General features: G+C 70.7%; 8 protein-coding genes. 4 read left to right on the top strand and 4 right to left on the bottom strand.

What is annotated here, in order from left to right; translation table 11 throughout:
- Positions 1–33: 33 nt before the first annotated feature.
- Positions 34–1,089 (top strand): DUF4232 domain-containing protein, encoded by a 1,056-nt coding sequence (locus tag Adu01nite_RS10235; RefSeq protein WP_203726342.1) that lies wholly within the window; start codon positions 34–36, stop codon positions 1,087–1,089.
- 6 nt (positions 1,090–1,095) lie between these two features.
- On the top strand, positions 1,096–1,572 hold the full coding sequence (locus tag Adu01nite_RS10240; RefSeq protein WP_203726343.1) for a macro domain-containing protein: 477 nt from the start codon (positions 1,096–1,098) through the stop codon (positions 1,570–1,572).
- A gap of 188 nt (positions 1,573–1,760) precedes the next feature.
- Here the strand turns inward: Adu01nite_RS10240 and Adu01nite_RS10245 are convergent, their stop codons facing one another.
- Positions 1,761–2,933 carry an aminotransferase class I/II-fold pyridoxal phosphate-dependent enzyme gene (locus tag Adu01nite_RS10245; RefSeq protein ID WP_203726344.1) on the bottom strand — a complete coding sequence of 391 codons (1,173 nt, stop codon included), beginning with the start codon at positions 2,931–2,933 and terminating at the stop codon, positions 1,761–1,763.
- Positions 2,934–2,996: 63 nt separating this feature from the next.
- Between Adu01nite_RS10245 and Adu01nite_RS10250 the strand changes: the two genes are divergently transcribed.
- Together Adu01nite_RS10250 and Adu01nite_RS10255 are read left to right on the top strand one after the other, a co-directional pair.
- Entirely contained in the window at positions 2,997–3,959 is a 963-nt protein-coding gene (locus tag Adu01nite_RS10250) for a zinc-dependent alcohol dehydrogenase (protein WP_203726345.1), read from the top strand.
- A 165-nt stretch (positions 3,960–4,124) separates the two neighbouring features.
- Positions 4,125–7,322 carry a penicillin acylase family protein gene (locus Adu01nite_RS10255; protein WP_203726346.1) on the top strand — a complete coding sequence of 1,066 codons (3,198 nt, stop codon included), beginning with the start codon at positions 4,125–4,127 and terminating at the stop codon, positions 7,320–7,322.
- Positions 7,323–8,367: 1,045 nt separating this feature from the next.
- Here the strand turns inward: Adu01nite_RS10255 and Adu01nite_RS10260 are convergent.
- The 3 genes from Adu01nite_RS10260 to Adu01nite_RS10270 all read right to left on the bottom strand — a co-directional run bounded on the left by Adu01nite_RS10260 (position 8,368) and on the right by Adu01nite_RS10270 (position 13,704).
- Positions 8,368–9,558, bottom strand: a complete 1,191-nt coding sequence (locus tag Adu01nite_RS10260) for an MFS transporter (RefSeq protein ID WP_203726347.1) — start codon at positions 9,556–9,558, stop codon at positions 8,368–8,370.
- Positions 9,555–10,856: a GH1 family beta-glucosidase gene (locus tag Adu01nite_RS10265; RefSeq protein WP_438871073.1), complete on the bottom strand. Its 1,302-nt coding sequence runs from the start codon at positions 10,854–10,856 to the stop codon at positions 9,555–9,557. The genes Adu01nite_RS10260 and Adu01nite_RS10265 overlap by 4 nt, the downstream gene beginning before the upstream one ends.
- A gap of 73 nt (positions 10,857–10,929) precedes the next feature.
- Positions 10,930–13,704, bottom strand: coding sequence for an AfsR/SARP family transcriptional regulator (locus Adu01nite_RS10270; RefSeq protein ID WP_203726349.1), 2,775 nt, complete (start codon positions 13,702–13,704; stop codon positions 10,930–10,932).
- Positions 13,705–13,753: the final 49 nt, after the last annotated feature.

Genomic DNA, 13,753 nt, shown 5'->3' on the forward strand with positions numbered 1-13,753 from the left:
CGGCAGTCGCGCCGAGCTGGCACCATGCTGCCCATGCTTGTCACCCTCCGGCTGCCGGCCGCGATCCTTGCCGCCGCCGTGCTGACCGGCTGCGCCGCGACCGGGTCGGCCGGCGGGCCGAAGCCGGTTCCGTCCGAGGCGCTGACCCTGAAGGCGGACGGCAGCGTCCCGTGGGTGGACGAGCCGATCGACAGCGTCTACACCGCGCCGGCCGCACCGACGGTCGCCGAGGGCAGCAAGCCCTGCACGTCGGCTCAGCTCACCGGCCGGCTCGACAAATGGTGGAAGCCGAGCGGGGAGGCGGTGCTCGGCGGCCGGCTCCTCGGCGAGCTGGTCGTCACCAACGGATCCGGCGCCGGCTGCGTGCTGCAGGGCGAGGCCGGCGTGCGGCTGTTCAGCGCGGGCGCCGAGGTGCTGGTCGACCACGCGTCGAGCGTCAACGACGAGGCCAAGCGGAAGGCGGTTCCGGTACCGGCGGGCGGGACCGCCACGATGCGCGTCGACTGGTCGGGCCCGTTCTGCGGGACGGCCCGGCCGCCGTACGAGCTGCGGGTGACCCTGCCCCACGAAGGCGGCGAGCTGCGCGCCCCGATCGGTCCGCGCGACCATCCGGCGTGCAGCCGCAACCCGGAGTCGCCGGACAGGCCGTCGTCCCACCTGTCCGCGAGCGTCTTCGACACCACGGTCGCCCCGGACCCGGCCGCCGGGGTGCGCTCGCCGCTGTGGGCGCTGACCGCCGCCGCGACCGGCCCGCAGCAGGCTCGTCCCGGCGCCCGGATCACCTACACGGTCACGCTGGCCAACCCCACCGCCGAGCCGGTCACCCTGCTGCCCTGCCCCGGCTACCTGCAGGAGATCAGCTCGTCGGCCGGGGGAGCGGTGAACGGTTCGAGCTACCGGCTCTACCGCCTGAACTGCCGCCCGGCGACCGCGGTCCCGGCGCACAGCGGCCTGCGTTTCGAGATGGTCGCCACGGTGCCGGAGACGGCCACGGCCGGCGGCAGCGTGCAGATCTCCTGGAAGCTGCAGACCGCACAGAGCCTGCCCAGCGAGCACCTGGTCGGCCTCCTCACCATCCCTGTGGTCTGATGGGCCGTGCTTCCCCTGAAGATCATCAAAGGCGACGCGACAAGCCCGCAGGCCAAGGGCCCGAAGCTGATCGCCCACATCGCCAACGACCTCGGCGGCTGGGGCAAGGGTTTCGTCCTGGCCATCTCCCGCCGCTGGCCGGAGCCGGAACGCGCGTACCGCCAGTGGCACCGCGACCGCGCCCACAACGACTTCGGCCTGGGCGCCACCCAGCTGGTCCAGGTCCGCCCCGACATCTGGGTGGCGAACATGGTCGCCCAGCACGGCCTGAAATCCGGCAGCGCCGGCCCACCGATCCGCTACGACGCCGTGGAGCGCTGCCTGACCACGGTGGCCGAGCACGCCGCCGCGCTGTCGGCGTCGGTCCACATGCCGCGCATCGGTTGCGGCCTGGCCGGCGGCCGCTGGGACCGCATCGAGCCCCTGATCGTGACGGCGTTGTCCGCCCACGACATCCCGGTAACCGTCTACGACTTCGACTGAGCGGCGCAAGCGTAATAGGGAGGCAGCGGCCGCGGCCGCCGCCTGCATGGAGGCCTTGAGAAAGCGCAGCGCACAGAAAAAAGCGGAAAATCCGGGTTTATGTACGCGGTGGAAGCGCAGCCCATCCGCGATGCTCGCGAACACCGCCCGGAAGGGTAGTGCCCATCGCAAGCGGAACAACGCGCGGGTCAACCGTTCGAGTGAAGCCGGTGGCCGACCGCGCTGACGGCTTCGAGCACCGTGGTGACGTCGGCGTCGTCGTGATTGGCGGTCAGTGACAGGCGCAGCATCGCGCCGGCCGAGGCGGGCGGGCCGACCAGGTTGGTGAAGACGCCGGCTTCGAAAAGGCCCGCCCAGAACGCCCCGGCCGCGGCCATGTCGGCGAACCGGACCGGGATGATCGGGGTGGTCGATGGCCGGGTGTCGTAGCCGAGCTCCCGCAACCCGCTGTGCAGCGCGCCGGCCAGATCAAGTGTGCGCGCGCGGCGTTCCGGCTCGGCCAAGATGATCTCCAGGGCGGCGAGGGCGGCGGCGGCCGAGGCGGGCGGCAGCGCCGTCGAGAACAGCACCGATCGCGCGTTGTGGTCGAGGTAGCGGATGTTGTCGGCTGAGCCGGCGAGGACCCCGCCGACCGATCCGAACGCCTTCGACAGCGCCCCGGTGATCAGATCGATCCGCCCTTCGAGGCCGTACGAGGTGGCCAGGCCGCCCCCGTCCGGGCCGAACACCCCCATGTCGTGGGCGGCGTCGATGACGAGCTTCGCGTCGTACTCCTCGGCCAGCGCGACCAGTCCGCGCAGGTCGGCGACGTCGCCCTCCATCGAGAAGACGCTGTCCGTGATGATCAGGCGGCCGCCGCCCGAAGGCGCGGCGGCGAGGCGTTCCCGCAGGTGGGCAAGGTCCCGATAGCTGCGCACCTTCCCCCACCCGAGCCGGACCGCGTCGATCAGCGAGGCGTGGTTGCGGGCGTCGGTGAACGCGATGTCATCCCGCCCGAGCAGCGCGGACAGGGCCAGGTTGGCCTGAAATCCGGAGCCGGTGACCGCCGCCGCTTCCTGGCCGAGGAACGCGGCGAGCCGCCCCTCCAGCTCGCGATGCAGGTCGAGGGTGCCGTTGAGCGCCCGCGATCCGCCAACCCCGGTGCCGAACCGGCGCACCGCGGCCACCGCCGCCTCGATGACCCGAGGGTGGGTGGACAACCCGAGGTAGTCACCGGAGCCGGCCATCAGCACCTTGCGCCCGTCGATGACGACGTGCGAGTCGCCGGTGCGTTCGGCGGCCGAGCGGAAGTACGCGTCGACGCCGTGCGCCTGCAGGATCGCCTCGGCCTGGTGCAGGCCGGGTTTCGCGAACGGGTCCACGTCCTCATTGGATCGAACGGGAACGCAAAAAGACAGCCCGACCTGCGATGTTATCGTTAACACATGCGCGTAGCCCGTCTGTTCGGTGCCGGTGATGTTCGGGTCCTCGACGAGGAGGTTCCGGTCCCGGTCGCGGGTGAGGAACTCGTCGAGGTGACCAGCGTCGGCATCTGCGGCTCCGACCTGCACTGGTTCACCGAGGGCGCGATCGGCGACGCCGTGCTCTCCCGCCCGCTCGTGCTCGGCCACGAGATGGCCGGCGTCATCCGCGGCGGACCGCGCGACGGCACCCGGGTGGCGATCGACCCGGCCATCCCGTGCGGCATCTGCGAGCCCTGCCTCGACGGCGACCCCAACCTCTGCCTGAACATCATCTTCTCCGGGCACGGCGGCACCGACGGTTCGCTGCGCCAGTTCATGGCCTGGCCGGCCCGCCGCCTGCACCCGCTGCCGGACGCGATCGGCGACGACGAGGGTGCCCTGCTCGAACCGCTCGGCGTCGCCCTGCACGCCTACGACCTGGCCCACGCGAAGCTGGCGAGCACGGTCGCGGTGATCGGCTGCGGCCCGATCGGCCTGATGCTGATCCAGCTGGCCCGGCTCGGCGGCGCGACCCGGATCATCGCCGCCGACCCGCTGCCGCACCGGGCCGAAGCGGCCGCAAAGCTGGGAGCGGAGATCACCGAGGGCGAGGCCGACGTGGTTTTCGAGGTCTCCGGCTCGAACGAGGCGGTCGACGCCGCCCTGAAGGCCGCCAGGCCCGGCGCCCGGGTCGTCCTGGTCGGGATCCCGGACGGCGACACCACCACGTTCACCGCGTCGCACGCCCGCCGCAAGGGCCTGACCCTGGTGATGTCCCGCCGGATGGGCGAGGTCTACCCGCGCGCCATCGACCTGGCCGCCCGCCGCCTGGTCGACCTGCCGCCGCTGGTGTCGACGGCGTTCCCGCTCACCGAGATCGCCGCCGCGCTCTCGACGGCCGCAGCCCGCGACGGCCTCAAGATCGTCGTCCACCCGCAGGCCTGAAGCGGCAATACCCGCAGGTTTGAAGCGGCGAATACCCGCCGGTAACCCGGCACACATCGGACGGTCACGCTACGCGTTGGTAGCGAAACTCTGGTGTGCAACCCATCGAAGTCTTAGCATCTACGAAATAATTTCGCGTTCGCGTTTCCCTGAAGGGAAGCCTCCATGCGCCGACGTTCCCCCGTCCTCAATTCCCTGGTCATTGCCGCGGTAGTCGCCTCCGCGGCATTCACCCCTATCACTGCGTCCCCCGCGCAGGCGGCCTACGCCGTTAACGACTATTGCCTGGGCGAGTGCTCCGACATCCTGCCGCCGGGCCAGAACGGCGACGCCGACCTGGTCCAGGTGCTCGCCAACCAGGCCTTCGGCACGCAACCGCCGCACGCCGACGACCAGCTCGCCAAGTACGGCAACCTGACCTACAACTACACCGGCCTGACCGGCGACCAGATCAACACGTTCTTCAACGACAGCTCGTACGGCGTCGCCGCCGCCGATGTGGAGAGCACCAAGTCCCCGCGCTCGGACGTGACGATCGTCCGGGACAAGCAGCTCGGCATCCCGCACATCACCGGCACCACCAGGGCCGGGACGATGTACGGCGCCGGTTACGCGGGCGCCCAGGACCGGCTGTTCCTGATGGACCTGATGCGGCACGTCGCGCGCGGCAGCCTCACCTCGTTCGCCGGCGGCGCCGAGGGCAACCGGGAGCTCGAGCAGAGCGTCTGGCGCAACTCGCCCTACACCGAGGCCGACCTGCAAACCCAGATCAACACCTTGCAGGCTTCCGGTACGCGTGGCGCACAGCTCTACACCGACGTGCAGAGTTACATCGCGGGCATCAACAAGTACATCGCCGACTGCATGGCCGCCCGGGACTGCCCCGGCGAGTACGTGCTGACCGGGCACCTCGACTCGATCACCAACGCCGGCGGTCCCGAGGACTTCACGCTGACCGACCTGATCGCGATCGGCGGCGTCATCGGTGGCCTGTTCGGCGGGGGCGGTGGCACCGAGATGCAGTCGGCGCTGGTCCGCATCGCCGCCCGGGCCAAGTACGGCACCACCGTCGGTGACCAGGTCTGGCAGCAGTTCCGCCAGCAGAACGACCCGGAATCGGTGCTCACCCTGCACAACGGGCAGTCGTTCCCGTACGCATCGGGGAACCCGAACGCCGCCGGCGTCGCCATGCCGGATGCCGGCAGCGCCGTCTCCGAGCCGATCGTCTTCGACAAGACCGGTAGCGCGGTCAGCGCGGCGGCCAGCGGCACCAGCGACATCGCCCAGTCGCTGAGCACCCTGGCGATCGGCAGCGCCCACCGCGGCATGTCGAACGCCGCGGTGATCTCCGCGGCCAACTCGGCCACCGGCCACCCGGTCGCCGTGTTCGGCCCGCAGACCGGCTACTTCGCGCCGCAGCTGCTCATGGTGCAGGAGCTGCAGGGCCCGGGGATCAGCAGCCGGGGCATCGCGTTCTCCGGCCTCAACCTCTACACGCTGATCGGGCGCGGACCCGACTACGCGTGGAGTGCGACGTCGTCGATCCAGGACATCACGGACACGTTCGCGGTGAAGCTGTGCAACGCCGACGGCAGCACCGCGACCCTGGCCTCGACGAGCTACGTCTACCACGGCACCTGCCTGCCGATGGAGGCGCTGAGCAAGACCAACTCGTGGAAGCCGACCACCGCCGACTCCACGGCGGCCGGCTCTTACCGGCTGACCATGCAGCGCACCAAGTACGGCCTGGTCACCTGGCGCGGACTCGTGAGCGGCGCACCGACCGCGTTCACCAGCCTGCGCTCGACCTACCGGCACGAGGCCGACTCGGCGATCGGCTTCCAGATGTTCAACGAGCCCGACCAGATGGGCACGCCGGCCGCGTTCATGAACTCGGCCTCGAACATCGCGTTCGGCTTCAACTGGTTCTACGTGAACTCGGCCGACACGGCCATGTTCACCTCGGGCAGCCAGCCGGTGCGGCCGGCCGCGGCCGACCCGAACCTGCCGACCAAGGCGGAGGCGGCCTACGAGTGGACCGGCTGGAACCCGGACACCAACGTCGCCACCTATCAACCGGCGTCGGCCCATCCGCAGGCGGTCAACCAGGACTACTTCGTCAGCTGGAACAACAAGCAGGCCAAGGACTACGGCGCCGCCGACGGCAACTTCAGCTTCGGCTCGGTGCACCGCGGCGACCTGCTGGACACGCCGATCAAGGCCGGAATTGCGGCGGGTACGAAGTACGACCGGGCCGCCCTGGTGAAGGTCGTCGAGTCGGCCGCCACCACCGACCTGCGCGGCACCGACGTGCTGCCGGTGCTGCTCCGGGTGATCGACACAGCCACGGTGACCGACTCGGCGCAGGCCGCGGCGCTCACCAAGCTGCGCACCTGGCTCGCGGCCGGCGCGCACCGCCAGGAGACGAGCGCGGGCAGCAAGGCGTACGCCAACGCCGACGCGATCCGCATCTTCGACGCCTGGTGGCCGAAGCTGGTGGTGGCCGCGTTCCAGTCGGGTCTGGGCGACCCGCTGTTCCAGTCGCTGGTGGACACCCTGCAGATCAACGAGTCGCCGTCCGGCGGCCAGACCGGCCCGACGTCCTCCCTGCCGACCAGCGCGAACGAGTCGCAGGCGCACAAGGGTTCGTCGTTCCAGTTCGGCTGGTGGGGTTACGTCGACAAGGACCTGCGGGCCACCCTGGGCGACAGCGTGCCGGGCTGGTCGCAGAAGTACTGCGGCGGCGGCACGGTGAGCACCTGCCGCAGTGCCCTGCTGACCAGCCTGACCACGGCCCTGGCCGAGCCGGCCGCCACCACCTATCCGGCCGACACCTATTGTTCGGCCGGCGACCAGTGGTGTGCCGACGCGATCCTGCAGTCCCCGCTGGGCGGCATCAAGCACGGCCTGATCGGCTGGCAGAACCGCCCGACCTACCAGCAGGTGGTGTCGTTCCCGGCCAAGCGCGGCGACGACATCACCAACCTGGCGGCCGGCCGGACGGTGACCGCATCGAGCACGCAGAGCGGATATCCGGCGTCGAACACGGTGGACGGCAGCTATACGAGCCGGTGGGCCAGCTCCTACGCCGACAACCAGACGCTGACGGTGGATCTGGGAGCGTCGAAGACGGTGGCGCGGGCGGTCATCCGCTGGGAGTCGGCGTACGCCACGGCGTACAAAATAGAAACCTCGGCCAATGGCACCACCTGGACCCAGGCGGCCGCCGTGACCGGAGGGAACGGTGGCCTCGACACCGTGACCTTCCCCGCGGCGACCGGCCGGTATCTGCGCCTGACCGGCCAGACCAGGGCAACGTCCTACGGTTTCTCGATCTACGAGTTGGAGGCCTACAGCCACTAGGCAGCGTCACAGCGAAGGGTGTCGCTGTCTGTCCCCAACGACAGTCACCGGCACCCTTCGCTCTGCTTACCTCCGCGCGCCGCTTTACTCGCGCTTTGATAGCGCTGTACCACGAACGGCACCTCTCTTTGTCAAGGCGTCGGTAGTAGAGAGGTCTCCGTTCGCGTTACGGACCCGGCGATATGTCTGCCGGCTGGATGCGTTGGGTCGCAGGGCGTCTTTCGGGAGGCCGCATTCGTGATGATTCACGAGGGTTGGTGGCGATGGCGATCGTGTGCCGAGGTGAGGCCGGCCGCCTGGCCCGATTTCCTTGATTGCGGGGTCTGCGCGCGGTTCAGGATTTCGATTTTCTTGATGTCGGGGCCTCGGGTGTGCGACGAGAGCCCGTTTTCCTGGGTCTTGGCCGCTGGCGGCCGGGGTGAGGCCCCAACTTCCGCGAAGTCGGCAGCTCTGGCTCCGACCCCGGCCTCGTCCCCGGCCTCGTCCCCGGCCTCGTCCCCGGCCTCGTCCCCGGCCTCGTCCCCGGCCGATCTTTGAGCAACCGCCTGACCTGCGCGACGTTCGGCCGAAGCTATGTGAACAGTTACCCATCATGAATGGCCAAGCAGAACGGCATGACATGTACGTCATGTCCGGCAGTCGGTTCGCCGACCCGGCGGGGACTTGTCGATTTTCGGTGGGAGCTGGGAGTTGGGCTGGAGATTTACAAGATCTCGAGGGAGAAGCGTGGCGAGGCCGGCGTCGGTCGCGGATTCGTGGCGGCTAGGGCTACTCGCGTCGGGATTCCGGCAAACACGACCTTAACCATCAAGGCAACAGAAACCCCCTTAACTCCACGGGCTGCTGCACCTGTAGCTGCTTACCTCCACGCACTGCTGCACCCGCAACTCTGGGTGCTGCTCTGCCCGCAGCCCTGGGTGATGCGATACCCGCGCACTGCTTACCTCCGCGCGCCCACCAGATATCTCACGACAGATCGTGGTGCGCGCGTGGAGGTAAGCAGAGCAGGGCGCGGCGAAGGTGGTCGTCCGGGTGGGTGGGGTGGTCAGGCGACGGATTTGATTCGGGTCACCAGGACCGAGCCGAGCACGGTGATGACCGCTACCACGCCGAACAGCACCGGGTAGCCGCCCAGATACGTGACCAGGGGGAACGCCAGGGCCGGGCCGAGGACCTGGGGGGCCGAGCTGGCGATGTTGATGACGCCCAGGTCGCGGGCGCGGTCCTCGGCGGTCGGCAGCACCTGGGTGATCAGCGCCTGGTCGACCGACAGGTAGACGCCGAAGCCGAGGCCGAGGACGACCGCGGCGGTCAGCGCGCCGGTCCAGGTCGGCCAGGCCGCGAGCAGCACCGCGGCGACCGCCATCGTGAGGCCGGAGGCGATCACCGACGGCTTGCGCTTGCCGGTGCGGTCCGAGATCACGCCGCCGATCACCACCGTGAGCACGGTCGCGACCGTGTAGACGATGATCAGGATGGTCAGGCCGTCGTCGGCGTTCTCGTAGTGCACCTTGTCGCGCAGGAAGTAGAGCAGGTAGAGCGTCGCCATCGCGTTGCCGAGCTGCACCAGGAAGCGGGTGCCGAACGCCCACGCGAAGTCGCCGCCGTGCCAGGTGAAGGTGCCGCGCAGCGCGAAGCGGGTGGGCGTCGCCGGCAGCGGGTCGCGGGTGGCGAGCACGAACGGGACGGCCAGGGCGACGACCACGACGGCGATCACCACGTAGCCGCCGCCGACCACGGTGACCAGCACGACGCCGGCGACCACGCCGATCGACTGGGTCAGGCCGACCCAGCCGGAGACCAGGCCGCGCTGGTTGACCGGGGTCTGGTCGGGGACGATCGAGTTGAGGCCGGCCTGCAGCACGTTGAGCCCGGCCTGGGCCAGGCACCAGCCCAGCGCGACGCCGAGGATGCTGTGCACCCCGGTCAGCGCGACCAGCCCGGCCGCGCCGATCAGCGCGCCCGCGATGATCCAGGTGTGCCGCCGGCCGGTGCGGGCGGTGGTGGCGTCGGAGAGGGCGCCGGCGACCGGGCCGACGATCACCGCGACCAGGGCGCCGAGGCCGGTGACGATGCCGAGGGCGGTCGTCTTGGAGTCACCGGCGATGTCTTCGATCTGGTTGGGCAGCAGCACCTGCAGCGGCCCGAAGTAGCCCATCCAGAGGCCGAGGTTGGCCAGCGAGAGCAGCCCGATCCAGCGGGACCCGACCCGTTTTTCCACTTCCAGAGCGGTCATCCGCGCTCTCGCAGCTGCGCGGCGAGCCAGTGGTAGGAGGCCTTCGGGGTGCGCTCCTGGGTGTCGAAGTCGACCCGGACCAGGCCGAACCGCTGGCTGTAGCCCTCGGCCCACTCGAAGTTGTCGAGCAGCGACCAGACGAAGTACCCGCGCACGTCGACGCCGGCCGCGATGGCCCGCTTGACCGCGCCGAGGTGCCCGTCGAGGTAGTCGATCCGGAACTGATCCTCGATCAGGTCGTCGGTCGAGCAGCCGTTCTCGGTGATGTAGATCGGCGGCAGCGCGTCGCCGTAGGTCGTCTTCAAGCCGGTGAGCAGCTCGTGCAGCCCGTCCGGCACGACCGGCCAGCCGAATGCGGTGGTCGGCACCCCGTCGATCTGCTTCATGTCGAACGGCAGCTCGTCCTGGGTGGGCGCGCCGACCTTGGTCGGGTTGTAGTAGTTGATCCCGAGGGTGTCGATCGGCGTCCGGATCGTCTCCATGTCGCCGTCCTGGATGACCGGTTCGAGCAGCGCGGCCAGGAAGTCCGGGTACGTCCCGAGCAGGACCGGGTCGTTGAACAGCCGGTTGTGGAAGGCGTCGTAGACCATCGCCGCGGCCTCGTCCGCCTCATCGGCGGACGCGGGCCAGACCGGCGTGCAGTTGTTGGTGATCATGATTTCGGCGGCGCCGCGCGAGCGCAGCTCCTGCACCGCCAGACCGTGCCCGAGCAGCTGGTGGTGGGCGACCGGCAGCGCCTCGAAGCCGAGCGACTTGCCGGGCGCGTGCGACCCGAAAGCGTACCCCTGGGCCATGTGCACGATCGGCTCGTTCAGGGTGATCCAGCGCCGGACCCGGTCACCGAGACGATCGGCGACGATCCCGGCGTACTCCGCAAATCGCTTTGATGTTTCGCGATTCAGCCAGCCGCCGTCGTCCTCGAGCGCCTGCGGCAGATCCCAGTGGAAGAGCGTCGGCACGATCGCGATGTCGCGGTCGAGCAGGCCGTCGACCAGCCGGTCGTAGAAATCCAGACCGAGGGGGTTGGGCTTGCCGCGCCCGTCCGGCTGGATGCGCGGCCAGGACAGACTGAAGCGGTACGCGTCGACGCCGAGCCCGGCCATCAGATCGAGGTCCTCGGCGAAGCGATGGTAGTAGTCGCAGGCGACATCCCCGGTGTCCCCGGCGAGGGTCCGCCCCGGCGTGTGCGCGAACGTGTCCCAGATCGAGACCCCGCGCCCGTCCTCGGTAGCGGCACCCTCGATCTGATAGGCGGCGGTCGATACTCCCACCTCGAACCACGTGGGAAACCCGTCCAGCGATCCCAAACCATCCTCCAGCCGAAGGCGAATTCAGCTCAGGTTAGTGACCGCACCCACCCCGCGGAACCCCTCAGCCCGGCGTCCGTGGCCCGAGGATGGCCTCCAGTCGCTCGATGTCCGGGTAGCGGGCGGTCTCCAGCAGGCTCAGCGCCTCCCCGCGGACCCGGTCGGCCGCCTCCTGGTCGCCGGCCGCCAGGTGGGTGGAGTAGAGCCCGATCAGCGGTTCGATGCGCAGGTCCTGCATGTCGCCGAAGAGCCGCAGGGCCTCCTCGAAGGCGGCCACCGCCCGGGCCGGATCGCCGGTCGCGGCGTGGAAGCGGGCCAGGTGCATCCAGCTGCCGGCCGCGCCGTGCGGGTGGTCGCAGCGCACGTTGATGTCGATGCTCTCCTGCAGCAGCGCGCGAGCCTTGTCCCGGCCGCCGGGCCGATAGAAGTGGTACCAGGCGATCGGGTGCAGCGCGTTCGCCGCCTCGACCCGCCCGAAGTCGCCGCCCAGCTTGCGGTAGGCGGCGAGCGCCTCCACCGCGTACGGATAAGCCTTGATGGTTTCCGTGCGGGTCGGCACGTCGTGCACGCCGACGATGCCGGTGGCCACGCTGAGCAGGCCGTGCGCCAGCCGGATCGGGTCGTCGGTGGCCCGGCCGACGGCGATCGCGGCCTCCAGCGGCGGCATGGCCCGGTCGATCTGGTTGAGGCGCAGGTAGGCGCGGCCGATCGCGTACTGCAGGAAGCCGATCCACCAGCGGGAGCCGTCGCGTTCGGCGATGGTCAGGGCGCGCCGGGCCAGGCCGATCGAGTCGTGCAGATGGAAGCGGACGTCCTGCTGATAGGGACACAACACCCAGACGAAGATCTTGAGGTACGACTCGTCGCAGATCTCGGTGAGCGCCATCAACGTGTCGTACTCGGCGTCCTGCCAGGCGTACGCCTCCCGGGGGTCGGCGAACGTCTCGGGCCGGATCCCGTCCGGCACCGGCGGGAGGCGCGACGGCTGCCGGTAGGGGAAGCACACCTCGACCGCGTTGCCGCCGGAGAAGAGGTAGTGCTCGACGATCCGGCCCAGCACCGCCGGGCTCGGCGTGGCCAGCTCGAGGGCGTAGGCGCGGACCAGGTCGTGGTAGACGTAGCGGCCGGGGCTGCGCTCGTCGAGCAGGTGCGCGTCGCAGAGCAGCCGCAGGAGGCCGCGGGCCTCGTCGCCGGCCACGCTGATCGCGGCGGCCCGGCTGACGTCGGCGCCCGGGTGCAGCGCGAGGTGCCGGAAGAGGGCGGCGGCGCCGTCCGGCAGCTGACGGTACGACCAGGAGAACACCGCCCGCAGATCGTGCTTGAACCCGGCCACCGTGAAGGCGTCGAGCCCCTCCTCGTCCTGCAACTCGGCGGCGATGGCGGTCAGCGAGAACGCGCTGCGGGTGGCGGCCCGCGCGCACACCACGGCCAGGGCGAGCGGGAGGCCGCCGCAGCGGGCGACGATCGCGTCCCGGGCAAGCGGTTCGGCGTCGACCCGGGCGGCACCGAGCCGGCCGCGCAGGTAGTTGCGTGCCTCCTCGTCGTCGAACGCGTCGAGCCGCAGCGTGTGCGCGCCCTCGGCGACGACGAGCCCGCCGAGCTGGCTGCGGCTGGTCACCACGACCGCGCAGCCGCGGGTGCCGGGCAGCAGCGGCCGTACCTGTTCGGCGCCGACCGCGTTGTCGAGCACGAGCAGCATCCGCCGGCCGGCCAGGACGCTGCGGAACAGTGCGACCCGTTCGTCGAGGGCGGGCGGGATGCGGTGGTCGGGCAGGCCGAGCGCGGTGAGGAACCCGAACAGCACGTCGGCCGGGCCGGCCGGGGCCTCCTCCGGCCCGAAGCCGCGCAGATCGGTGTAGAGCTGCCCGTCCGGGTAGCGCCCGGCGACCGCGTGCGCCCACCGGACGGCCAGGGTGGTCTTGCCGACGCCGCCGGCGCCGCTGATCACGGTCAGGATGGTGCCGTCGTCCTCGCCGGCCAGCCGGGTGAGCTCGCCGAGCTCGGCCACCCGGGCCGCGAACCCGGCCGCCGCCCGGGGGAGTTGCGCGGGCCGCAGCTGCGGCCCGCGGTCGGTGCCGACCGCCTCCTCGAGGACCTCGCCGCGCTGGGTGAGGATCGCCTGCTCCAGCCTGGCCAGTGCCGGTTCGGGGTCGAGGCCGAGCTCGTCGGCGAGGTGCTCGCGGTGCCGGCGGAGCGCTTCGAGCGCCTCGGCCGACCGATGCGCCGCCCACAACCCGAGCGCCAGCAGCCGCCATGCCTCGCCGCGCAGCGGTTCGGCGTCGGCGAGGGCCTGCGCGGCCGGCACCGCCTCGGCGATCCGCCCGATCCGCAGCATCGCCGCGATCGCCCGCTCCTGCGCCGCGTAGCGCAGCTCGGTCAGCCGGGTGATCTCCGCCTGCGCCCACTCCTCGTCGGCGAACTGCTCGAACGGCACCCCGCGCCACAGCCCGAGCGCCTCCCGCAGCAGGGTCACCGCCTCCTGCGGCGGCAGGTCGGGGGAGCGGGCCACGTCGCGCTCGAAACGCCAGGCGTCGACCTGCTCGGCGGGCAGCCGCAGCGCGTAGCCGGCCGCCTCGGAAACCAGGATCTGGGGTGCGGTGCGCGGTGCGCGGTCCGGTTCGAGCAGGCGGCGAAGCCTGGAGATGTACGCCTGGAGGGTGGCGGTCGCACTCGCCGGCGGTTCGCCGCCCCAGACCTGGTCGACGATCCGGTCGGCGGGCACGACCCGGCCGCCCGCCGCGACGAGCATCGCGAGCACCGCCTGCTGTTGGTACCCGCCGGTGGCGCCGGGCTCGGTGGCCCGCACCTCGACGGGCCCGAGAACGCACACCTCGATCATCCGGGAACACACCACACTGTGGATCGGGCCGTCAGTAGTGGTTGATCTT

It is taken from the genome of Paractinoplanes durhamensis, assembly GCF_016862175.1.
Lineage (GTDB): Bacteria > Actinomycetota > Actinomycetes > Mycobacteriales > Micromonosporaceae > Actinoplanes > Actinoplanes durhamensis.